Origin of the sequence: Xenorhabdus budapestensis (assembly GCF_002632465.1) — a bacterium.
GTDB classification, from domain to species: Bacteria; Pseudomonadota; Gammaproteobacteria; order Enterobacterales; family Enterobacteriaceae; genus Xenorhabdus; species Xenorhabdus budapestensis.
The window spans coordinates 46,405-67,723 of the sequence record NZ_NIBS01000020.1 but is presented as its reverse complement, the minus strand read 5'-3'; the positions used below and the strand labels follow the sequence as shown (position 1 = coordinate 67,723).

Genomic DNA, 21,319 nt, shown 5'->3' with positions numbered 1-21,319 from the left:
GTTTTATCACCTGGACTCAGGAGACAATGGAGTATGAGCTAAATACGCTATTGGAAGGTTATGGGGCTCAATTTGCAATTAATTTTTCTTAATCACTTATTTAAAAAATACATTGTCTTATCCGATCTCTATACCTCAAGGCTCTCTGACATTAAGTATTGGTAGCAGGGCAAGAGCATGAATGTTCATTTCTTGCCCAACACCTGAAAACCTGCAATGAAAACTTTGTCCAAATACTCACTGCTCATATTGGTCATGTTTGCTTTGCGTCGCATGCTGGCTTTTACACTGGTTTCTGCACGCAGCATATTAAGCGAGAAGTGCCGCATACCCGCTAATATCTCAGCCGCATTGCCGCGACGAATGGCACACGCATCTTCATTCATTGATACGTCAAGCACCCAATGGACGCGATTTTCGATACCCCAATGACCCCGTACCGCCTCCCTAAAACGGTCTGATTCAAGTTCGGCAGAGCTGATATCATAATGATAATCCAGTGATTCTTTTTTTCTCGCTTTATCAAGGCGATATCGTATTGCCACACCAATGCTTTTTAAGCCTTTCCATTCCGGAAATTGCGAGGCAAGTTCTCCCGCCGGTAATACATGATATTCACGTAATTCAATTCGCCCATACCCTTGTTCTATACAGACATTTTCTGATTGGTTGACGGCAGTGACTTGCGCTGACAGTGTTTGTTTAACCGCGCGATGTAGCGTTTCCTGATTATTTTTTACCGCCCGCAGATAATCACCGCCCTGGGCGATAATTTTTTTAGCAATTTTAGTCTGGCATCCTATCGCATCAAGGGTGACCAAACAACTTTTGATGTCCAGTAAATCAATTAACTTCGGGATCGCAGTGATTTCATTAGATTTTTTTCAGTTTTTAACTGTCCCATGACAACGCCATTGGCCGTAGCAAATGCGCTCACCATATGGATAGCCGATAATCGGTTATGCCAATGCCCGGTTCCCCGTAATGCCTTGCCATCAATCGCGATGATTTCACCATCGGTACGTTTGCTGACCGACTGAGTCCAGCGAATAAGGCAGTGTTGAAACTGGACAGGGTCAAGATGGGAAATGATACGTGCTATTGTATCATGTACAGGTAAGCCGGTTTGAAAAAATCCCTTTTCCTGAAGCCAGTTGATGCGCATATTCCCAAAATCTTCGATATCTTCCCAACCTTCAGCGCCCGTCAAGACGGCACACATTGTCAGAAAAAGCACATCAAACAGGGGATAGCTGATTTTGGCAGACTGGCGAGGATCTTTGATTTCACCGAAATGCTGGGAAAAAGCATCGAGTTCCATTAGGGTACTCCCGAAAAAAGGAGTATAAGATCACAACTGAATTCGTGGGTCAAATGGATTAATTTTGATTAAATAACGTTCGTGATCTCACCCTGGGGACGATAATAGCAAAAAGCAGTAATATTAAAGGTGAACAAGGTGTTAGCTTAACTGCTGATAATAATCTGTCCTTACAAGGCACAAATGTTTCTGGTCATCAGATAGATTTAACAGCAAAACGGGGCGAGATTATTATTACATCAGCGCAGGATATTATAAAGAAAAATAGTCTTCAAGTTGGTGGTGAAGGGGGATTCGCGGCTGCAATAACTGGTTCTAAATTAGGTCAATTTGGTGTGAAGGCTTATGGAGAATTCGGCAAAGGTTATGCAAATGCAGTTACCAACCATAACAGCCAGATTACAGGTGAAACTGTTACATTAACGAGTGGAAAAGATACTACACTCAAAAGTTCTAATATTGTAGCAGATAGAGTGAATGGTAAAATTGGAGGTAATCTCAATATTGAAACTGTTAAGAATACAAATAATGGACAAAAGACATATGTAGGTGCTGGAATTATGTTTAATAGCGGTAATTTATTTAATGATAAACAGCCAACCGGCATTTGGGGTGTATTGAGTAAAATCAAAAATATTTTAATCGGGACAAAAGATAAATTAAAGGTTGATTACGAAAAATACGATGATGAGGCTTTGGCGAATCAGTCTGGTATTTTTGGTGCTAATGGTGTAGATCTGAGAGTAGTTGGTAAAACTTATCTGACTGGGGCGAAAATTGACAGCCCTAATAAACCTGTCAATTTGAATACTCAGGAAATAGAAAATCATTCAGTAACTGCATATAGTAAAGGAGAAAAAGTGTCAGTAAAATTACCTGAATCGCCTATTGAATTTATAGCGAGTTTGCCAGAAATCATTTCCAATATTGTAAATAAAAAAATTCCATATACAGATATTCAAAATTATGATGAAAAAAGCAGAGCGCTTGAAAGTGAAATAAAAGGCTATAAATAAAGTGAGCATCGTTTTATTATCATTTATAACTAACATCAATGGCGTAATAATATTTCGCCATTGATATTTTAGAATTTGAATTAAGCTGTTTTTTAAATCGGGATAATCTTTATATTAAGAAATTTCGTTTTGATATAAATCCAAACGGTTACCATAAATATCTTCACTTTTACTTAGTTGGGGAGTATCTTCCACCAGCGTAAAACCCAATTTGTTGGTGTAGTAATCAATAGCTTTGTCGTAATCATCAACAACAATAGCAATGTAACCCACATCTTTTTTGTATTCTCATAGTATTCCTATTTAAAACTACAGCATCCGTGTCCCTAAGGTCACATTTTTTCAACTTTGGTGATTCTGCCAACACGAATATCGAGGGCCATAAAAGTAGATATATCTGTGAGGTGATTTTCTGGATTTTGCATATTTGTATATCTGTTAATAATAGGGTAATTATATTGGAATATTATTGTAACAGACAGCACATACGAATATTTGTTTGACTTTGTGAGCTAATTCACATCGATACAAAACACTTATCTGTATGAATTCATCAAATAGTTATTCAATACGTTATTCTATGGCAACGATATAAGCTGGCTTAGCCAGAGTTTGTTGTAATCACAAAATACTGTGCAATTTTCTGGAGCCAACAAATGATTTTAGTCACTGGCGGAGCTCGTAGTGGAAAGAGTGCTTATGCTGAACGGTTGATCACAGAGCGCTGTAAACAGGTATTGTATATTGCTACGGCTCAAATCACGGATGAGGAGATGGCTGCTCGTATAGAGCGGCATCAGCAAAATCGCCCCTCACATTGGCGAACCTGGGAAGGACATCAGGATCTGGGAAATGTTATTCGCCAGCACCGTAAACCGGAAGAGGGAGTTATACTTGAGTGTGTAACCACATTAATTGCTAACCTTCTTTTTGATAAATCAGAAGGTGTGTCACCTGATAAACTGGATTTCACCTCATTGGAGGTATTTGTCCACCACCAGATAGATGACTTGGTCGATGCTTGCCTGAATTGTCCGATGCCTATTTATTTAGTGACCAATGAATTAGGGATGGGAATTACCCCTGAAAATCGACTGGCTCGTCATTTTATTGATATTGCCGGACGAGCTAACCAGAAACTGGCACAGACAGCAGAATCAGTCTGGCTGATGGTTTCTGGTATTGGAGTGAAGATTAAATGAAATTGAAACTTTTTTGGGCAACATTACAGTTTATGACACGGCTTCCTGTGCCTGCAAAATGGGCCCAGGGTATTGATTTTCGCCAACTAGGGCGTGGTGTACCTGTTTTCCCTTTGATTGGTCTTATTGTCGGTGTAATTGCATCTTGTATTGCTCTGGCAATAAGTCAATCTGGCGGGGGCGTGTATATTGGTGCAATCGGTTATGCGTTAGCTTTGGCGCTTCTGACTGGCGGATTGCATTTAGATGGTCTGGCTGATACCTGTGACGGGATTTTCTCCAGCCGTCAGAGGGAAAGAATGCTGGAAATTATGCAGGATAGTCGTCTTGGAACGTATGGCGGGCTGGCCCTGATTTTTTGTATCCTCATTAAAATTCTTGTTGTTGTTGAACTTGCCTATCATCCTCCCCTGAAGTTATTAGCCTTATTATCCTGTGCTCCTGTTGTTGGACGTACTGTTGTTGTGCTTTTGATGTTTGAGCAGCGTTATGCCCGTGAAAATGAAGGGATGGGGAGCAGTTATATTGGTCGCATTACTCCACGTGGTACGATACTCGTTTTACTGACAGGGACAGTATTGGTGATGATACTTGGCGATTGGCAGGGATTATCTGCAATGATGGTTACGATGATCGCCATTTTTTTACTTTCTCTCTATTTTAATTATCGGTTGGGAGGGCAGACCGGAGATACGATGGGAGCGGCAATTGAAATAGGCGAAGTGGTTTTTTTACTGACTTTGATTTTGATTTGGAAATAGCTTTTAGAAATGGGTTTATGGAGAGTAAATGAATGTGGTTTTCTTTAAGCATCCAATCTGAAATGTAGCCGGAAGGATAATTATGGCCTTTCAATCTTTGTCGATTTTGTTTGATAAAATTCAACCACTTGATCGGGCAAAAATGGAGAAAGCAGCACAGCATATCAACAGTTTGGTCAAACCGATTGGCAGCCTGGGGCGTCTGGAGACTCTGGCAATACAACTTGCGGGAATGCCCGGTATTGAAGATCTGCGAGATCTGCAAAAAGAGATCGTCGTTATGTGTGCTGATCACGGCGTTTATGATGAAGGTGTGGCTATTTCTCCCAGGAATGTGACGGCTATACAGGCACGGAATATGTTGCAAGGGCTGACAGGGGTTTGTGTATTGGCGAAAAATAGCAATACTCATGTTTTGCCTGTAGATATTGGTATCGATTGTGAACCAATAGATAATTTGCTATCCCTCAAATTAGCCAGGGGCTGTGGCAATATTACACAAGGCCCAGCTATGCCTTATGAATATGCAGAAGCATTATTATTGGCAAGTGCACAACTAGTTCAACAGCGTATTGTAGCAGGAGTTTCAGTGTTTGGTGTGGGAGAGCTGGGAATTGCAAATACTACACCAGCAGCGGCAGTCATCAGTGTCCTTACCGGAAGCGAACCCTGTGATGTGGTTGGATTGGGCGCTAATTTGCCGATTGAACGACTCAGGCATAAAGAATCTGTTGTACGTCGTGCTATTGATGTGAATCAGCCTGATGTGCAGTCCCCTCTTGATGTATTAGCAAAGGTGGGTGGGTTTGAGCTTGTGGGGATGGCAGGAGTGATTTTGGGAGCAGCAGCAGCAGGTGTTCCGGTCGTCCTTGATGGCTTTATTTCTTACGCATCTGCGCTGGCGGCAGTTCAGATGGCTCCCTCTGTTCGGGATTATTGTATTCCATCTCATATGTCAGCAGAAAAAGGTGCAGTATTGGCATTACAGCATTTGGGGCTACAGCCTTATCTGCATTTAGATCTGCGTCTTGGTGAAGGCAGCGGGGCAGCAATTGCAATGTCTCTGATTGATGCTGCCTGTGCCATGTATCGCAATATGGGGTATCTGGCAAAAAGTGGGATTCGATTTCCTGCGTTACTCCATTGAGTTAAGTTTTTTCGGGAGTAATGTTATATTACTGCATGAATTCTTGCATTTTACCATGTCCTGTATGTTATAGGTCTTTAGTTAATTTTCTTAATTGTTCTTTGAGGATCTTCCCGTTTACATTGCGAGGCAGTGCTAAAAAAGTATAGCCTTTGGGTCGCTTATAGCGTGCTACAACGGTACAGATATAGTCATCCAATTCTTGTTCAGTAATCAATGTATGTTCATCAAGTTCAATAAAGGCATGGGGAACTTCACCCCAATATTCATCAGGTTTTGCCACAATAGCGACAGCCAAAACTCCGGGATAATTTGACAGAGCATTCTCCAACTCAAGGCTGGAAATATTCTCACCACCAGAAATAATGATATCTTTTTTCCGATCGATAATTTTAATATAACCATCGCAATCAACAACGGCTAAGTCCCCAGTAAAAAACCACTGATTTGTCATATCAGATGTAACACGGTGGGCAAGATCATAAGAGGCAACAATATTGCCCCGGATGGCAATCTCACCAATGGATTGCCCGTCAGAAGGGACTGTTAATCCACTGTTTTCATCAATAACCCTGACTTCTCCTTGTAAATTAGAAACAATACCCTGACGCATCTTTTTTAAAATTGTTTCTGATGTTGGTAGTGTTTCCCAATCGTGTTTATCTTCACAAACAACGACCGGCCCATAAGTTTCTGTCAGGCCATAGACTTGGGTAACAGCGATCCCGACAGCGTCAAGTAGAGCAAAGATTTTCTCTGTTGGTGGAGCGCCGGCAATAAGACCGTAGACATTATTATTAAAAGAGATACCGCGTTTTTGAGCTTCTTGTCCCAGGGAATAATGCACAATTGGAGCGCCACAATAGTGTGTAACCTGATGTTTCTGCATAAGCTGTATGGCTTCTTCTGCATCAAATTTGCGCATGCAGATATGTGTACCGGCACGTGCAGCTATAGTCCAGGAAAAACACCAGCCATTGCAATGAAACATTGGTAGTGTCCATAAATAAGTAGGGCGTTTAGGCATATCCCAATCCAGGATATTGGAAATAGCATTAAGGAATGTTCCTCGGTGTGAATAGACAACCAATTTGGGATGTCCACTGGTTCCCGAAGTGAAATTAATGCTGATGGCTTCCTGTTCATCAATGGGATAAAAATTCAGGGTCTTGGATGGATATTGGGTTAATAGTGATTCATAGTAGATAAAATCCTGATCAGGCTCTGATATTGATATGGCCGAATTATTTTCAGTCACTACAATATTTCCAGTAACCACAACGATTTTTATCGGATTATTAAAAACAACATCATCTAACAATGGAAGATAGGTTTTATCTATAACCAATATCTCAGGATTAATTTTCTCAAAAATAAAATTTAGTGTAGCTGAATCTGTTCTGATACTTAAGGCATTGAGGATCCCACCGGATAGCGGAACAGCATAATGTAGCTCCAGCAGTTCATGGATATTGGGTAATAGTGTGGAGACAACACTACCTTTACCTACTCCCATTTGCTGAAGTGCAACTGCAACTTTTTCACAGCGCTTTGCATATTGTTGCCACGTCCAACACTGCTCTCCATCTATTACCGCAGGATAGTCACCATTACTTAATATGGATCTTTTGAGAAATAAAATAGGTGATAGTGCACTACCGTCATATTCATTTAAGAATGAATTAGAGAGAGTCATATTTTTTACCCTGTATCTTCACTTATTACTAAAAGTAATCGTGGTTATGAGAATATGCAATCCATAATAAATAATTATGAGTGCTCTTTTCTCAATAAATTTCTCACGAAATTAAGTTAAATAACATCACACTTTTTGTTTAGATATTAAATTGATATTTTATTGTTTTTAGTATATCGATTATATTTATTGTTATTGATAAAATAATATGCCGAAAATATATTGGGAAATTAAGTGTAAGGTAGCAAAAATACTGTATCTACCGATATAAAAGGAAACAAAAATGTTTAATTTAACCGGAAAAATTGCATTTATTTCTGGAGGAACCAAAGGTATTGGTAAAGGGATTGCTCAGGTATTTAAACGGGCAGGTGCCACGACCATTATTTCAGGTACGGATAAAGTAAAAGGGGAGGTTATCGCCAAAGAATTGGGTGTTGATTTTATCTCCCTTGATGTCACGGATCAGGCTGCATGTAAAAATGTGATTGATGGAATTGTCGAAAAATATGGCAGGCTTGATATTCTTTGTTCAAATGCGGGTATTTTTCCACAACATTCTTTAAAAGAGATGACGGTTGAAGATTGGGATTTAGTGTATACCGTCAACCTGAAAGGCACATTCTTATTAGTTCAGGCTGCGTTGAATGTAATGGAGAAGCAGCAATATGGACGAATTATAATTACTTCATCTATCACTGGTGAGATGGTAGGAATGCCGGGATACAGCCATTACGGTGCTAGTAAAGCAGGGCAGCTAGGGTTTATGCGAAGTGCGGCACTTGAATATGCGACTCAGGGTATTACGATTAATTCCATCATGCCCGGCATGATTGTCACTGAAGGCTTGCAGGCATTCGGTGAGGATTTTTTGAAACAGCTTGAAGCTACAACCCCAATGCGTACCTTGGGAACACCGGAAGATATTGGTCATACTGCTTGTTTCCTGGCTTCTGATGAAGCGAAATATATAACCGGACAGACAATTGTGGTTGATGGTGGGCAGGTATTGCCAGAAATACAAGGTGTTTGATTGACCTAATGTGATCAAAATCGCCTTTTCTTTCTATTCTTTTCTTTCTGTCCGTTGTCGTAAGGCAGAAGAAAAAGGTAAGATGGGCAACTAATAAACACAGGGAGGGGAAGCATATTCTCTTCCTGGTTTTTTATTGTCTGAGTTAGGTAAAATACTATGTTATTGAACTATGAACGTAAGTCGCTTCCGCTACCCAATGGACATAATGAAGTACTGCTGCACTCATGTTGTGCGCCGTGCTCAGGGGAAGTGATGGAAGCAATGTTAGCTTCGGGGATAGATTTCACGATATTTTTCTATAATCCGAATATTCATCCGCTAAAGGAATATGAACTGCGTAAAGATGAAAATATTCGTTTTGCAGAGCAGATGGGCATTCCTTTTATTGATGCTGATTATGATCGTGATAACTGGTTTGAACGAGCAAAAGGCATGGAGAACGAGCCTGAACGCGGCATTCGTTGTACTATGTGTTTTGACATGCGTTTTGAGCGGACGGCGCTATATGCTCATGAACATGGTTTTCCTGTTATTACCAGTTCACTTGGTATTTCACGCTGGAAAAATATGCAGCAAATTAATGAGTGTGGTATCCGCGCGGCTTCCCGTTATCCGGGGTTAACATATTGGGAATATAACTGGCGTAAAGGCGGTGGTTCTGCGCGTATGATAGAAATCAGTAAACGCGAAGAATTTTATCAGCAAGAATATTGCGGCTGTATTTATTCTCTGCGCGATACTAATCGACATCGTTTGGCGACCGGACGGGAAAGAATAAAACTCGGTACTGTATTTTATAGTGCAGATAGCGATAAAAAAAGCAATAAAAACTGTGATAAGAAAGATCATTAATTACTATCACTGTCGATTAAATCATTCTCTCTTACTTAATTACCTGTCCACCATTTTGATATGGAGGCAGGTTTGTTATTTTTTGCCTCATCATATTTGTCTGAGTTTTGATGAGGCAAAAAAACTATAATTAATTTTTGCCATATCTGGCTCGATTGGGTGTACATCCAAAACGTTTCCGATAACTTTGAGTAAAGTAAGACTGACTGGAAAAACCAGATTCCAGCGAGATATCCGCAATACTCATTCCACTGTTTAGTAATAATTGATGTGCATAAAGAATACGCTGTTCACTGATCCAGGCACGTGGTGATATGCCGTAAACACGGTTAAAAAGCTCCTTGAAGGAGGTTAATCCCATACCAAATTCGCGGGCAAAATCATTCAGCCTCCATTCTTTGAGATAATGAGCCTCCATAAATGTTTGCAATCGTTCTACCTGACGATTACTCAACTGCCGCAGAACCGATATCAATAATGAGCCTTGCTTTCCGAGAGAAAGTAATAAAAGTAGCTCTTCAATTCTTAACTGAATTAATGCTGGGGGATAGTCATGAGCAAGTAAGTTGACTAATCCACGGACACTTTCTGTTAATAAAGGAAACTGATTGAAAGGAATTAACCGATAAGCTGGGAAATCATGGCGCTCTACGTTACTTAATAGCGCTCCAAAACGTTTTATAAAACTACGTAAAAAATCCATATGTAATGGTAGCCATAATGCCTGACAATTTTTTGTATTAGTTTTTGCGGCATAGTTTCCCGGATGGGTAAGAAGGATATCATTTGACTTGATGTGATAGGTTTTGGTGCAATCTTTCCATATCATTTCGCCATCAAGTAAAATATACAGCCCTCTTTGTTTATGTTCGAGAATATTGAAGTCCGGCATGGTTAACTGTAAAGAGAAAATACTCTTTTTGTTTAAGCTTGTCGTCCTTTTCATTTTATACTCCTAATCTTCCGTATCATGAGTAATCTGAGATCCATTGACCATACCCGCTATCTTTCAAGTGGCTTTTTTGCAACTCAAAACTTATTGAATATATATTGATAAATTGAATGTAGGATTAAACATCTTGGCAGATATCAAAATCGTATGCGTAACATCAATTAAATTACTCCAGTATTATATCTTCAAATTAATATTTATGTTAGTTTTAAATGTCAAAAATTTAGATTTAAATTTATTTTTTCTCACGCTAGAGAGGCTGAGACGGTGATATGTTTTTATCCATTCCGTTAATAAAAGTTATCAATTTTTAATCGGGTAAATTTAAATCCCAATGGATTGATTATTTTTTGAAATAAATATTTATATTAGAGAAGGTAAAAGAATAGAGTCATATTTATACTAGAGTTTATGCTCTCATGATTATTCTTTCATTGTTTAGGTATTGGAGCACAGCAATATTACTGTATCACCTGTGATGTTATTTTGTTAATTATTAGTTTAATTGTGTTGCGGATTTATTGGTTTATATGGTTTTTATATTGAAAATAGTAAGATAAAGCTGTTGAAGTGAGCTTTTTATGTTGGAGTTTAAGAGAGAATCACCAATAATTCAGTACATTAGGCTTTAGAGACAACGTTATCGGTGTAATAGCGTTACAAATACCTCTGTTATAGCTTTGTAGATTGTTTTTTATACTGATACAATGCTAGGATGTATTTTCATCGCCTTTCTTCTATATCCGCTAAGGCATACTCATTGATATATTTGCTGATGAAAGATAAAAGATCACAAGAACGAGAAAAGTATGGAAAAGTATCGTTTTTCAGATAGCGTTTTTTTATACAGTCTATGGCTCTTTTGGGCTATTACACTGGGATTGTACATGTATGGTGCAAATATTAGTTGTGCCATAACAGCAATTTTATCTTTTTTAGCCTTAGTATTTTACTTTACTAATATGAAACAGAGAATCAAAGTTATGTTTGGAAAAAAAACTGAGGCATCTGCTGCCAGCCCGGTCACACAAATCATTCCCATGCAAATTGAAGAGAAAAAAATCTCCGGTACTGAAGCCCGCGCGAATACAATTATCGCGAAGAATTCTGTCTTCAAAGGGGATATTGATATGGAAGGAGATATTCAGATTTGGGGAAAAGTTGTCGGGAATATCCGCGTAAAAGGAGGTGCTATCCGTGTTATGCACGCCGGAAAAGTGGAAGGTGAACTAAGTGCACCTGAAATTATTATTGATGGTCATGTTGAAGGAACGTGCTGTGCAGAAACATTGGATATTTTTGAGCACGGAGAATTACGGGGTATTAGCCGTTGCGGAAGTCTGTCAATCCGACGTGGTGGATTATTTGTTGGTCAGTCTGAACAAGTAGAGAATAAGAAAAAACAGGAAGCAGAGCGAATTGTTTCTATCAAGGAAAGTCAGGCAGACAAGCCAAAATCTAAAACTACTGCCTGATATCTGCCGATAAAATACTCCTCGTATTTCAATCTATTGAGATTCATAGAGTATAAAACTCCATGTATTTCTGCCGGGAATATGTAGAATTTTCCGGCAGTTTTTGTTTTTATAGTCAATTGATTTATACCTAATGGATTTCAAGGAGGTACTGTGATTATAGAGCTGGAAACAGAAAGGTTATGGCTTCGCGCTTGGAAGGAAGAAGATAGAGAACTTTTCTTTCGCTTAAACAGTAATCCAGAAGTGATGGAATTTTTCCCCAAAACGCTGACAAAAGAGCAAAGTGACATGTTAGTTGATAATTGTATTCGTAAATTCGAAATACAGGGAGGTTGGGGATTATGGGCAGTTGAATTAAGGCAGAGTGGCGAATTTATTGGTTTTGTCGGGCTGAATATCCCTAATCTTGAATTTCCATTTTCTCCTTTTGTTGAAATAGGTTGGCGTCTTGATAAACCATTTTGGGGAAAAGGTTATGCTTGTGAAGCTGCCCGTAAAGTTCTTGATTTTGCTTTTACAGAAATTGGACTGGATGAAATTGTAGCGTTCACTTCCTTGTTGAATTATCGCTCAGAAAGTGTGATGAAAAAATTGGGTATGACCAGAGATGAAAAAACATTCATGCATCCAGCAGTTGAGGAAGATAACCCGTTGCGGGAGCACGTTCTGTACCGGATCAAGTGTCCGGATGATTAAATAAACGCCATCAAGGTTATTCTGATGGGCAGAAATGACCTTGATGGAAAACGTATTACTACATAAACCGTTATTGCCTGGAGATCACCAAAGTGACGCGGCCAATGAATTGAATATCACTGATCGCACAGTCAAAGGTGACATCATCATCACTGACCCGAATTTTACTGACAGGGATTTTGGCTATTTTCTTGATACTGTGCATTCCTTCAATGTCTACCAGCCATAAACCATCCTGAATGTTGTCTTCCTGAGCATTAAGCAGATACCAGGATATACCATCATCAACCACCAGCGGTTCTCTGAGGTCTTTGGAAATTAGCTCACTGTCCAGGATAACCGGATCAGCCTCATTTAGTTTTCCCCCTGACAGTTTTACACGAGAGATTGACGGCGCGATGATATCTTCCAACCGTTCCGTTTTTTTACCCTCTTCGCCGTTTGGGAACATCTCTCCTTGCCCTGTACTTAACCATAGCAGTGAAGCACCAGTTTCTAGATGACACTGGATAATCCAATCAGCCGGAAAACTATCACGAAGATAGCGGTTTGCCATAGTGCTTTTGGACACGCCTAAATGGTCACTCAGAGCCTGACGAGACTTATATCCATACGCGCGGACAAGGCGCTCGATAGCTGGTCGCCCACCACTATCAGCCCCCATCTTGATCTCAATATTGGTATTTTTCATTGACAGTATAGATAATGGAAATTATTATCCCACTTAAGTTCTCTAATTGAGATCTAGTGTGGGCCCAGATTGGTTAATGCGAAAACCATTGAGAGATATTGCATCATGAATTGCCAAATTTCAATCCTTATACCAGAGATCAGCTGTGTTCCAGGTATTGCTCTGACAATAATCTCTCTGAAGGTAAAAGAGTGAGGAAAATATGGCGAATACAGAGAAAGAAAAATTTGCCCAAGTTAACCTCGGTCAGCGATTGGAAGGATTGAACCATTTGTCGAGGATCAGAGCGATATACTGGGGAGATGATGAGAAAGAATTAAGACGGTTTCTTGCTGATATGCGTGACAAAAGGGATTGTCATTATGAAGAGAATAAGCGGGTGCTATCCGCTATTTTTTATTTGGCGAATATCCCACGTTCCCGTCATGACAGTGAAATCAGCCGACTTACTCTAGAGGAAAAACAGTCTCTGATCAAAGCGATGAATCATATTAAGGTTGTAGTTAGTCAGTTTCCCAAACATTTGACGTTATCCAATTAATTACTCTTTTAAACATTTTTTCTGTTTATTTTTTGAATAAATAGCATTTTTGAACAGATGGCATGTGTATGCCAGGCACTCACATATCTTTAATATGGTGGCATGGATGAATAGTGTTTTTTTCTCTCATGAATATCACGCTGGCAATTATATTGCCAGCAATAAGCAGCCGGGGATGTACCGACCAAACATCTCACAGAACGTTTCAATGGCAGAATGTTTATTGTGGGAGGCGAATGCAGAAGATTATCAATGGTGCCATCAATATATCGGTCAGATGCCGGACTTTCTGGCGAAATATTTCAGCCGACGTTATGCCGATATTTTTACCAAATCAGGGCGCAGGGATGCTAATTCTTATCTGAGAAAAACTGTCGGGCAGAATGTGTTGCCACGGTTACAGTTGGTTAAGCACAGATACCAATTCAAACACCGTGTGTCTGGTATCGCTCCTTTCCCTTTTATTGCACAATTGGATAACGTGGTGACTTATGATCGCAAGCAGCTTTTGAAGCTCGCTCATGAAGTCTCTGTGTTTATCATGGAGAACTATGAGTACTACTCTCTGAAACCCTCTGTGGAACCTGCTTCTTTAAATCTCTCTTCTTTGCAAAAACCTTTTTTGCAAGAGTCCCAATATAGCCAAACGAAATCTTTGGATAGCGAAGCGGAACAATTTTCTCGTATCGCAGAAGTTTATCAATTATTGGCAAAACTAACGTTGCAATGTGGTACTAATCCACCTTATTGGCAACGATTTAACCATGGACGCAAAGCACTTTCTGTCGATCAGCTCTGTGCGGGAATGTTGCGTATGATGTCCGCCCGCTGGTGGTACTTCCGTTTAAAGCGACTGCGGGATATTCAATCGGAACATATGGCAATTGCAGTTGGACAGGTTCAGAAAGTGGCATCGCCTTATGTTTCGCAGCATGCTTTGCGTGAATGGCTGGAGCAGAAGCGACGCAATCGTGAGTTTTTCCAGCATTTTGATCTGGAAAATGAAGCGGGAGAACGTATTTCATTAGCTGAAACGGTAGTTCACAGTAATGCGAATCCTGCTATTCGTCGTTGTGAATTGATGGTCAGAATGCGCGGTTTCGAGGATATTGCTGACAAAATGGGATGTGTAGGGGAATTCTATAGTATTACGGCCCCATCAAAATACCACGCAGTCCGGTATCAAGGAGGGTTTGTCAAACAGTGGGAGGGAGTCACCCCCAGTGATACACAGCGTTATTTATGTAGTGTATGGGCAAAAGCTCGTGCTGCTATTGCCCGTGCGGGAATTAATCTGTTTGGTTTTCGTGTTGTTGAACCTCACCATGATGGTACTCCGCATTGGCATATTTTATTATTTATGTTGCCAGAACATGTGCAGCAGGTCAGAAAAATCCTTGAACATTACGCTTGTCAGGAAGAGGAGGAAGAGTTGCTACGTAATCGTAATAATGACAAAAAATCCCGTTTTGATTACAGGGAGATAGATCCTCATCAAGGTAGTGCGACAGGTTATATCGCAAAGTATATTTCTAAAAATATCGATGGTTATGCGTTAGAAGATGAAATCGACCATGAAACGGGCGAATCATTGCGCGATATGGCTAAATCGGTAACAGCATGGGCAAGTCGTTGGCGTATTCGCCAATTTCAACAAATTGGTGGCGCTCCGGTTTCAGTTTGGCGTGAATTGCGTCGACTCAAAGAAGTACGTTTATCTGATAATAAAATGAATGCGGTTTTACAGGCCGCAGATGAAGGAAATTGGGCCGCCTATACACAGGCTCAGGGTGGGCCGTGGGTTGCTCGTCGTGATTTGGTCATTCGGCTCTCTTACAAACAGATTCCATTTGGTAGCCCTTATGGTGAAGATGTCCATGCCATTCAAGGAGTCACGTCTTCTTTGCTGTCTTATGCGAAATATATCTGTACACGAATCCATCAATGGACAATTGTACCAAAATCTGATGCGATTCCGACATCGGAAAAGATTGTCTATAAAAGAAACAGAAAATGGTGCTCTTGGAGTTCTGTCAATAACTGTACGGATAGACAGGAAAGGTATTGTTGTGATATGGATGTGAAATTATTTTAAGTAATGTTATTTTTACAAAAAAAAATTCCATAAAAGAAATAAATAATAGTTATTAACTATTAATTTTTATCTTTAGGAAGGGAAAAAACTACTTTAAATTTTCACTAATTAGGTGTACTGTATATATATACAGTTTTGAGTGGAGGCGTATATATCAGTGGACTCTCTTATGGAATCATTGGTAGCACAACGTATTAATTTTATTGCCAGAATGGCGACAAGTTGTGAATGCAATCAAGCAGAAGATAAAGAATTGGCATTGGTCTGGATAGCTGAGTTATCTGCACCTTATGAAAAAAGACTCAGTGGTTATAATAAGTTGTATAAAAATAATTTGTTAGAAAGGGAATGGTCGGTAAATTCAGATTCGGTAGAAGAATAGACTTTGACGGGAGAAAATGATGCAAATTGAAATACTTTTCGATAAGCGAGCTAATGTTTCTGAATCAGTCATGTCTGCACTTGAAAATGAACTTAAAAAGAAAATACTACCTCAGTATCCAGATACGCGTTTTAGAATTGCCGTCAGCAGCAATACATCCGTAAAAGTGACAGGAAATAAAAACAGTAATGAACACAACCAAATAATGGAACTCATCCAAAGTGTCTGGGAGGATGATAGCTGGCTAGCGGATTAGGCCTAATAGATTGAATTCACCTACAAATAGCAAGCAATTTAAATAACATAAGGGCAGGGCAATTCCTGCCCTTATGCTTTTTAAAAAGATAAATATCCCAGCAGAGTTGTTCTTCATTTGTACTACTTCCCTAACAATGCTGTTTCATTGAGGCATTCCGCTGATTATTCGATCATAACTTTCCGATTTATTGACTATTTTCTGCAAAGAAAAGGAGAGTGTATGCAAATTATTGCACAACAAAATGAGACGGTTGATGCTTTGTGCTGGCGCCATTATGGTCAGACATTGGGTATGGCGGAGCGTGTATTGCTGGCCAATCCGGGACTTGCTGATTTTGGCGCGATATTGCCTCATGGAACGAAAGTTGAAATGCCGGACTTTATGCCTGCGGCCAGCAAACCCATGATCCAGCTTTGGGATTAAGGGGTATGAATGGATAAATACAGCCATGCAACTTATGCCTGCGCCAGCACGACCGCTATTTTTTCCGGTCTTTCTTTATATGAGTGGAGTTTCCTGCTGGGAGCATTCGCCAGCATTGCTCTCGGCATTCTGACTTATCGTCTCAATCGTCGTGAGCAAATGAAACGCACTTTGATCTTAAAAGAAATTCTGGAAAATCTGGAGGTAGATCCTGCGTCAAAATCAGCCAGTATTGTCAGCGAGCTGATAAGTCACGCACCAAAAGAGCTGTGATATGTATGCAGGATTTCAAAACTAAACTTAGTCGGTTGCTTATTGGTCTTATCATTGGTGGTGCCAGTTCTTCCGTCATTCTTTCCCAGTTCCTTGATGAGAAAGAGGGTAATCGACTTACAGCCTATCAGGATGCTGGTGGGGTTTGGACGATATGTCGGGGGGTGACGCGCATTGATGGTAAAGCGGTATATAAAGGAATGCAGTTGACCTCTGAACAATGTGAAGCCTTGAACCGGATTGAAGCTGATAAAGCGATTGATTGGGTAAAAAAGAATATCCACATCCCGCTGACTGAACCACAAATTGCAGGGATTGCCAGTTTTTGCCCGTATAACATCGGTCCCTCAAAGTGCTTTTCTTCCACATTTTATCGCAAGCTCAATGCCGGAGATAGAAAAGGTGCTTGTCAGGAGATTAAACGCTGGATTTATGATGGAGGGCATGATTGCCGAAAAACTAAAGGGCAGCCGAACGGCTGTTATGGGCAGGTCTTACGGCGTGATCAGGAATCTGAACTGGCTTGTTGGGGGCTGGAACAATGAAGAAAATACCTTTAATTGTCACTCTCGTAATTGGAGGATGTTTTGGCTGGTGGGGACACCGTTCACTGTTTCTTAGCGAAGTGGCAAACTTGAAGCAGCAACATTCTGCTCAAATCGCTGCTATCTACCAGAAAACAAGCCAGGAAACATTGTCTGCTATTCAACAAATGAAAGATGCACAGAACAGGGCCACCCAATTGGATGAATACTATTCTGGAAAATTAGCTTATGTTACTGAAAAAAATACCGCTTTGCGGGCTGATATTGCCGCTGGTCATCGTCGGGTGCAAATCGCCATCTCTAACCTTGCTACCTGTCAACTCACCCAAAACCGAAATACCAGCTCCTACAGCGTGGGCGATGGAACCCAAATCGAACTCACTGCAAAAGCTGGACGCACTATTTACGATATCCGAGCCGGGATCATCAGCGACCAAGCCAAATTAGATTACCTGCAACAGTATGTCCGTGAAGTTGTCCGGCAATGTAAGCCCTAGTCATTCCGCATGATTTAACAGAACTCCCTTACATGACCCCTAAAAGCCTTTTTTATTCTAGAAGAAGGCTTTTATTTTATTGATTTAATTTGATTTTATCTGTTGTTTTGTGTGTCTGTTCCTACAAGTCCAGTTTAATGTTTCACCTGCTTTTTCATGGCATTCTTACGTTATGAACACACAACTCACTGAACTGATGCGCTTATTGCGCAACCTGATCCGAACAGGCGTCATTACCCAGGTGGATACCACAAAGGGAATGTGCCGAGTCGCGACAGGCAACCTTGAAACCGACTGGCTGCACTGGTTGACATCCAGAGCGGGAAACTCCCGCACGTGGTGGGCGCCCAGTGTTGGTGAGCAGGTTTTATTACTGTCCATAGGCGGCGAACTGACCACCGCCTTTGTATTGCCAGCAATTTTTTCAGATGAGTTTCCGGCACCATCAACGTCTCCTGAAGCAACGCATATTAAGTTTCCGGATGGTGCAGTGATGGAATATGAACCGCAATCAGGCGCATTGACTGTGACTGGCATCAAAACCGCGACAGTGACTGCATCGGATTCCGTTCATATTACTGCGCCGGAAATTACCTGTGTTGCCAGCACCAGGATCACGCTGAATACACCGGAAGTCATCTGTACGCAGCTAATGAGCACGGGGAATCTGATCGTGCGCAACGGCGGCAAAATGACGGGCAATATTGAACACACCGGCGGCACATTCAGTTCCAACGGCGTGGTCGTGGATTCCCATAAACACACCGGTATTCGGTCAGGCGGTGACACATCAGGAGGCCCCGTATGATGTATCTGGGTATGAACCGACAGACAGGTAGGGAGCTGACCGATCTGGATCATGTCCGGCAATCTGTCAGCGATATTTTACTGACCTCTGTGGGTAGCCGTATTGCACGGCGAACTTACGGCTCTTTGCTGCCTGAGCTGATTGATTGGCCGCAAAACCCAGCGCTCAGGCTTCAGGTCATGGCGGCTAGTTATACCGCAATTAGCCGTTGGGAACCACGTGTGACGCTGACGTCAATCACGATGGAAACCCTACAGGACGGCAGAATGGTGGTGGATATCACGGGTACTTACCATCAATCCGCCAGAGAATTTTCACTTTCTATTCCGGTGAGCCATTCCCGGTGAGGCTATTTCTGAGAGGTAAGGTATGCCAACAATCGATTTAAGCCAGTTGCCACCACCGGATGTGGTTGAGCCACTGGATTACGAACAACTGCTAGAAGAGCGTAAAAGAGGGTTGATATCGCTTTATCCTGAAGAACAGAAGGATGCGATTGCACGAACTTTACAACTTGAATCTGAACCTTTGGTGAAGTTGCTGGAAGAGAACGTGTACCGCGAACTGCTTCTGCGCCAGCGAGTTAATGAAGCTGCACGTGCGGTAATGGTTGCTTATTCAACCGGTAGCGATCTGGATCAATTGGGTGCGAACAACAATGTATCCCGCATGGTTTTGCGTTCTGCGGATAATTCCACCATACCGCCGACACTGGCTGTCATGGAATCCGACAACGATTACCGCGTGCGTATTCCTCAAGCCTTTGAAGGTCTGAGCGTTGCAGGTCCGGTTGGGGCATATGAGTACCATGCCCGCAGTGCGGATGGTCGTGTCGCGGATGCTTCGGCTATCAGCCCGTCACCAGCCAACGTCACGGTAACAATCATGTCCCGTGAAGACAAAGGCGTGGCATCCAAAGAATTGCTGGAAATCGTTGAAAAAGCCCTGAACGACGAAAATGTACGTCCGGTAGCAGATCGCCTGAAAGTCCAGTCAGCGAACATCGTGGAATATGAAATTGATGCGGTGTTGTACATCTTCCCGACGCCGGAATCAGAACCTATCCGTAAGGCGGCTGAGCAAAAACTGAAACATTACGTCGAAGCACAGCATCGTTTGGGGCGTGACATTCGTTTGTCAGCGATTTATGCCGCATTGCATGTGGAAGGTGTCCAGCGTGTAGAACTGAAAGCCCCGCTGAAAGACGTTGTGCTGGATAAAACCCAGGCTTCTTACTGCACCAAGACCACATTGACGATGGGAGGTTCTGATGAGTGATCGCCTGCTGCCGATGGGCTCAACCCAGTTAGAACTTGCAGCGGCTAAAGCTTGTGCTGAGTTGCAGAAGATCAAAGTGCCATTACGGGAACTGTGGAATCCAGATACTTGTCCGGCATCGTTACTGCCTTATCTGGCATGGGCGTGGTCAGTGGATCGCTGGGACGAAAACTGGCCTGAGAGCACCAAAAGGGAAGTGATCAAAGGTTCGTTGTTCCTACACAAACACAAAGGAACGATTGGTGCAATTCGGCGGGTGGTTGAACCGTTGGGTTATCTCATCCGAGTACGGGAATGGTGGCAGACCAACGATGAGCCGGGCACTTTCCGGCTGGATATCGGCGTACTAGATAGTGGTATCACCCATGAAATGTTCGAAGAGCTGGAAAATTTGATTTTCGATGCCAAGCCAGTCAGCCGACATTTGATTGGATTGGATATCAACCTGGATACGCGTGGTGAATATCACTATTCGGCAGCGACTTACAGCGGTGACGAGCTGACAGTTTATCCCTATTTCCCGAAAGAAGTGACAGTATCCGGCTCAGAAATTGTGGGCGCGGGAGTACATATTATTGATGACATGAGGATTAGACCATGAGTACCAAATATTTTGCGCTGCTGACACAGTTGGGTGCAGATAAATTGGCAAATGCTGCGGCACTGGGTACTAAAATCGAAATTACCCATATGGCCGTTGGTGATGGTGGTGGCAGCCTGCCGACGCCAGACACTAAACAAACCAAATTGATTAATGAAAAACGTCGTGCAGCGATTAATACGCTGAGCATCGATCCGAAAAACACCAACCAAATCGTTGCAGAACAGGTTATTCCTGAAAATGAAGGTGGCTGGTGGATCCGTGAAATCGGCCTGTATGACAAAGATGGCATTCTGATTGCTGTTGGTAACTGTGCAGAAACCTACAAACCCCAATTGCAGGAAGGCTCCGGTCGTACACAAACGATCCGTATGATCTTGATTGTCAGCAGCGCTGATGCGGTGACTTTGAAAGTTGATCCGTCTGTGATCCTGGCAACACGTGAGTATGTAGATGATTCTATTAAGAAGCATGAGAATAGCCGTAACCATCCTGATGCGACGCTGAAAGAAAAGGGATTTGTGATCCTGAGCAGCGCGGTGGATAGCAATAGCGAAACTCATGCAGCAACACCGAAATCGGTAAAGGCGGCTTATGATTTGGCTAATGCGGCGGCTAATAATGCTAATACGCGTTTGGAGAAAAACAAAAATGGGGCAGATGTAGTCGATAAAGACACATTTAACCGTAATATTGGTTCGGCCAGAGCGTTTAGTGGTTCTATCAACACAGGTGGTGGTGTTTGGACAACCGAAGAATTCATTGCATG

Annotated in this window: 23 protein-coding genes and 3 pseudogenes; 21 read left to right on the top strand and 5 right to left on the bottom strand. The window is 41.6% G+C overall.

What is annotated here, in order from left to right; translation table 11 throughout:
• Window positions 1-185 precede the first annotated feature (185 nt).
• Window positions 186-1,321 (bottom strand): annotated as a pseudogene (locus Xbud_RS15320) (ISAs1 family transposase).
• 92 nt (window positions 1,322-1,413) lie between these two features.
• Between Xbud_RS15320 and Xbud_RS15315 the strand changes: the two are divergent.
• The gene (locus tag Xbud_RS15315) at window positions 1,414-2,337 is read left to right on the top strand and encodes a hemagglutinin repeat-containing protein (RefSeq protein ID WP_099136860.1); all 924 of its coding nucleotides are present in this window, start codon (window positions 1,414-1,416) and stop codon (window positions 2,335-2,337) included.
• A 168-nt stretch (window positions 2,338-2,505) separates the two neighbouring features.
• On the opposite strand, the pseudogene Xbud_RS20660 reads toward Xbud_RS15315, so the two are convergent.
• Window positions 2,506-2,629, bottom strand: a pseudogene (locus Xbud_RS20660) (VOC family protein); the annotation flags it as partial.
• 364 nt (window positions 2,630-2,993) lie between these two features.
• On the opposite strand from Xbud_RS20660, the gene cobU reads away from it, so the two are divergent.
• The 3 genes from cobU to cobT all read left to right on the top strand — a co-directional run bounded on the left by cobU (window position 2,994) and on the right by cobT (window position 5,447).
• The gene (cobU, locus tag Xbud_RS15305; protein ID WP_099136859.1) at window positions 2,994-3,539 is read left to right on the top strand and encodes a bifunctional adenosylcobinamide kinase/adenosylcobinamide-phosphate guanylyltransferase; all 546 of its coding nucleotides are present in this window, start codon (window positions 2,994-2,996) and stop codon (window positions 3,537-3,539) included.
• Window positions 3,536-4,300 (top strand): adenosylcobinamide-GDP ribazoletransferase, encoded by a 765-nt coding sequence (cobS, locus tag Xbud_RS15300; RefSeq protein ID WP_099136858.1) that lies wholly within the window; start codon window positions 3,536-3,538, stop codon window positions 4,298-4,300. The genes cobU and cobS overlap by 4 nt, the downstream gene beginning before the upstream one ends.
• Before the next feature lie 82 nt (window positions 4,301-4,382).
• Entirely contained in the window at window positions 4,383-5,447 is a 1,065-nt protein-coding gene (gene cobT, locus Xbud_RS15295; RefSeq protein WP_099136857.1) for a nicotinate-nucleotide--dimethylbenzimidazole phosphoribosyltransferase, read from the top strand.
• Between the two features lie 67 nt (window positions 5,448-5,514).
• Here the strand turns inward: cobT and Xbud_RS15290 are convergent, their stop codons facing one another.
• On the bottom strand, window positions 5,515-7,143 hold the full coding sequence (locus Xbud_RS15290; protein ID WP_099136856.1) for an AMP-binding protein: 1,629 nt from the start codon (window positions 7,141-7,143) through the stop codon (window positions 5,515-5,517).
• A 283-nt stretch (window positions 7,144-7,426) separates the two neighbouring features.
• Here Xbud_RS15290 and Xbud_RS15285 point away from each other — a divergent pair, with 283 nt between their 5' ends.
• Together Xbud_RS15285 and Xbud_RS15280 are read left to right on the top strand one after the other, a co-directional pair.
• Window positions 7,427-8,176 (top strand): SDR family oxidoreductase, encoded by a 750-nt coding sequence (locus Xbud_RS15285; protein WP_099136855.1) that lies wholly within the window; start codon window positions 7,427-7,429, stop codon window positions 8,174-8,176.
• Window positions 8,177-8,335: 159 nt separating this feature from the next.
• Window positions 8,336-9,031: an epoxyqueuosine reductase QueH gene (locus Xbud_RS15280; RefSeq protein ID WP_099136854.1), complete on the top strand. Its 696-nt coding sequence runs from the start codon at window positions 8,336-8,338 to the stop codon at window positions 9,029-9,031.
• A gap of 130 nt (window positions 9,032-9,161) precedes the next feature.
• Here the strand turns inward: Xbud_RS15280 and Xbud_RS15275 are convergent, their stop codons facing one another.
• Window positions 9,162-9,977: a helix-turn-helix transcriptional regulator gene (locus Xbud_RS15275; protein WP_099136853.1), complete on the bottom strand. Its 816-nt coding sequence runs from the start codon at window positions 9,975-9,977 to the stop codon at window positions 9,162-9,164.
• Window positions 9,978-10,966: 989 nt separating this feature from the next.
• On the opposite strand from Xbud_RS15275, the gene Xbud_RS15270 reads away from it, so the two are divergent.
• A complete protein-coding gene (locus Xbud_RS15270) occupies window positions 10,967-11,458 on the top strand; it encodes a bactofilin family protein (RefSeq protein ID WP_099136863.1) in 492 nt (163 codons plus the stop codon).
• Between the two features lie 153 nt (window positions 11,459-11,611).
• The gene (locus Xbud_RS15265; RefSeq protein WP_099136852.1) at window positions 11,612-12,157 is read left to right on the top strand and encodes a GNAT family N-acetyltransferase; all 546 of its coding nucleotides are present in this window, start codon (window positions 11,612-11,614) and stop codon (window positions 12,155-12,157) included.
• 70 nt (window positions 12,158-12,227) lie between these two features.
• On the opposite strand, the gene Xbud_RS15260 is transcribed toward Xbud_RS15265, so the two are convergent.
• Window positions 12,228-12,821 carry a phage repressor protein CI gene (locus Xbud_RS15260; protein WP_209028802.1) on the bottom strand — a complete coding sequence of 198 codons (594 nt, stop codon included), beginning with the start codon at window positions 12,819-12,821 and terminating at the stop codon, window positions 12,228-12,230.
• 229 nt (window positions 12,822-13,050) lie between these two features.
• Between Xbud_RS15260 and Xbud_RS15255 the strand changes: the two genes are divergently transcribed.
• The 13 genes and pseudogenes from Xbud_RS15255 to Xbud_RS20655 form a co-directional block, all read left to right on the top strand.
• Window positions 13,051-13,389 (top strand): DUF5347 family protein, encoded by a 339-nt coding sequence (locus Xbud_RS15255; protein WP_099136850.1) that lies wholly within the window; start codon window positions 13,051-13,053, stop codon window positions 13,387-13,389.
• Window positions 13,390-13,495: 106 nt separating this feature from the next.
• Window positions 13,496-15,484, top strand: a complete 1,989-nt coding sequence (locus tag Xbud_RS15250; RefSeq protein ID WP_099136849.1) for a replication endonuclease — start codon at window positions 13,496-13,498, stop codon at window positions 15,482-15,484.
• Between the two features lie 169 nt (window positions 15,485-15,653).
• Window positions 15,654-15,866: a hypothetical protein gene (locus Xbud_RS15245; RefSeq protein WP_099136848.1), complete on the top strand. Its 213-nt coding sequence runs from the start codon at window positions 15,654-15,656 to the stop codon at window positions 15,864-15,866.
• A 16-nt stretch (window positions 15,867-15,882) separates the two neighbouring features.
• Entirely contained in the window at window positions 15,883-16,122 is a 240-nt protein-coding gene (locus Xbud_RS15240) for a DinI-like family protein (RefSeq protein WP_244589985.1), read from the top strand.
• 222 nt (window positions 16,123-16,344) lie between these two features.
• Window positions 16,345-16,548, top strand: a complete 204-nt coding sequence (locus tag Xbud_RS15235; RefSeq protein WP_099136846.1) for a tail protein X — start codon at window positions 16,345-16,347, stop codon at window positions 16,546-16,548.
• Window positions 16,549-16,557: 9 nt separating this feature from the next.
• Window positions 16,558-16,821, top strand: a complete 264-nt coding sequence (locus Xbud_RS15230) for a hypothetical protein (RefSeq protein WP_099136845.1) — start codon at window positions 16,558-16,560, stop codon at window positions 16,819-16,821.
• Window positions 16,822-16,826: 5 nt separating this feature from the next.
• Window positions 16,827-17,366, top strand: coding sequence for a lysozyme (locus Xbud_RS15225; protein WP_099136844.1), 540 nt, complete (start codon window positions 16,827-16,829; stop codon window positions 17,364-17,366).
• The gene (locus Xbud_RS15220) at window positions 17,363-17,863 is read left to right on the top strand and encodes a lysis system i-spanin subunit Rz (RefSeq protein ID WP_099136843.1); all 501 of its coding nucleotides are present in this window, start codon (window positions 17,363-17,365) and stop codon (window positions 17,861-17,863) included. Before Xbud_RS15225 ends, Xbud_RS15220 begins: the two co-directional genes overlap by 4 nt.
• Before the next feature lie 172 nt (window positions 17,864-18,035).
• Window positions 18,036-18,671 carry a phage baseplate assembly protein V gene (locus Xbud_RS15215; protein ID WP_099136842.1) on the top strand — a complete coding sequence of 212 codons (636 nt, stop codon included), beginning with the start codon at window positions 18,036-18,038 and terminating at the stop codon, window positions 18,669-18,671.
• The gene (locus Xbud_RS15210; RefSeq protein ID WP_099136841.1) at window positions 18,668-19,018 is read left to right on the top strand and encodes a GPW/gp25 family protein; all 351 of its coding nucleotides are present in this window, start codon (window positions 18,668-18,670) and stop codon (window positions 19,016-19,018) included. The genes Xbud_RS15215 and Xbud_RS15210 overlap by 4 nt, the downstream gene beginning before the upstream one ends.
• 22 nt (window positions 19,019-19,040) lie before the next feature.
• Window positions 19,041-19,949, top strand: a complete 909-nt coding sequence (locus tag Xbud_RS15205) for a baseplate assembly protein (RefSeq protein ID WP_099136840.1) — start codon at window positions 19,041-19,043, stop codon at window positions 19,947-19,949.
• Entirely contained in the window at window positions 19,942-20,550 is a 609-nt protein-coding gene (locus tag Xbud_RS15200; protein ID WP_099136839.1) for a phage tail protein I, read from the top strand. Before Xbud_RS15205 ends, Xbud_RS15200 begins: the two co-directional genes overlap by 8 nt.
• Window positions 20,547-21,290: pseudogene (locus Xbud_RS20655) on the top strand (phage tail protein); the annotation flags it as partial. The gene Xbud_RS15200 and the pseudogene Xbud_RS20655, both read left to right, overlap by 4 nt.
• Window positions 21,291-21,319 lie beyond the last annotated feature (29 nt).

What these genes read in the sequence shown, in the direction of transcription:
- Xbud_RS15290 (WP_099136856.1), bottom strand. Translation starts at nt 7,143, where the DNA reads ATGACTCTCTCTAATTCATTCTTAAATGAATATGACGGTAGTGCACTA.
- Xbud_RS15255 (WP_099136850.1), top strand. Translation starts at nt 13,051, where the DNA reads ATGGCGAATACAGAGAAAGAAAAATTTGCCCAAGTTAACCTCGGTCAG.
- cobT (WP_099136857.1), top strand. Translation starts at nt 4,383, where the DNA reads ATGGCCTTTCAATCTTTGTCGATTTTGTTTGATAAAATTCAACCACTT.
- Xbud_RS15200 (WP_099136839.1), top strand. Translation starts at nt 19,942, where the DNA reads ATGAGTGATCGCCTGCTGCCGATGGGCTCAACCCAGTTAGAACTTGCA.
- Xbud_RS15270 (WP_099136863.1), top strand. Translation starts at nt 10,967, where the DNA reads ATGTTTGGAAAAAAAACTGAGGCATCTGCTGCCAGCCCGGTCACACAA.
- Xbud_RS15230 (WP_099136845.1), top strand. Translation starts at nt 16,558, where the DNA reads ATGGATAAATACAGCCATGCAACTTATGCCTGCGCCAGCACGACCGCT.
- Xbud_RS15205 (WP_099136840.1), top strand. Translation starts at nt 19,041, where the DNA reads ATGCCAACAATCGATTTAAGCCAGTTGCCACCACCGGATGTGGTTGAG.
- Xbud_RS15245 (WP_099136848.1), top strand. Translation starts at nt 15,654, where the DNA reads ATGGAATCATTGGTAGCACAACGTATTAATTTTATTGCCAGAATGGCG.
- Xbud_RS15280 (WP_099136854.1), top strand. Translation starts at nt 8,336, where the DNA reads ATGTTATTGAACTATGAACGTAAGTCGCTTCCGCTACCCAATGGACAT.
- Xbud_RS15285 (WP_099136855.1), top strand. Translation starts at nt 7,427, where the DNA reads ATGTTTAATTTAACCGGAAAAATTGCATTTATTTCTGGAGGAACCAAA.
- Xbud_RS15240 (WP_244589985.1), top strand. Translation starts at nt 15,883, where the DNA reads ATGATGCAAATTGAAATACTTTTCGATAAGCGAGCTAATGTTTCTGAA.
- Xbud_RS15225 (WP_099136844.1), top strand. Translation starts at nt 16,827, where the DNA reads ATGCAGGATTTCAAAACTAAACTTAGTCGGTTGCTTATTGGTCTTATC.
- Xbud_RS15210 (WP_099136841.1), top strand. Translation starts at nt 18,668, where the DNA reads ATGATGTATCTGGGTATGAACCGACAGACAGGTAGGGAGCTGACCGAT.
- Xbud_RS15235 (WP_099136846.1), top strand. Translation starts at nt 16,345, where the DNA reads ATGCAAATTATTGCACAACAAAATGAGACGGTTGATGCTTTGTGCTGG.
- cobU (WP_099136859.1), top strand. Translation starts at nt 2,994, where the DNA reads ATGATTTTAGTCACTGGCGGAGCTCGTAGTGGAAAGAGTGCTTATGCT.
- Xbud_RS15260 (WP_209028802.1), bottom strand. Translation starts at nt 12,821, where the DNA reads ATGGGGGCTGATAGTGGTGGGCGACCAGCTATCGAGCGCCTTGTCCGC.
- Xbud_RS15220 (WP_099136843.1), top strand. Translation starts at nt 17,363, where the DNA reads ATGAAGAAAATACCTTTAATTGTCACTCTCGTAATTGGAGGATGTTTT.
- cobS (WP_099136858.1), top strand. Translation starts at nt 3,536, where the DNA reads ATGAAATTGAAACTTTTTTGGGCAACATTACAGTTTATGACACGGCTT.
- Xbud_RS15275 (WP_099136853.1), bottom strand. Translation starts at nt 9,977, where the DNA reads ATGAAAAGGACGACAAGCTTAAACAAAAAGAGTATTTTCTCTTTACAG.
- Xbud_RS15250 (WP_099136849.1), top strand. Translation starts at nt 13,496, where the DNA reads ATGAATAGTGTTTTTTTCTCTCATGAATATCACGCTGGCAATTATATT.
- Xbud_RS15215 (WP_099136842.1), top strand. Translation starts at nt 18,036, where the DNA reads ATGAACACACAACTCACTGAACTGATGCGCTTATTGCGCAACCTGATC.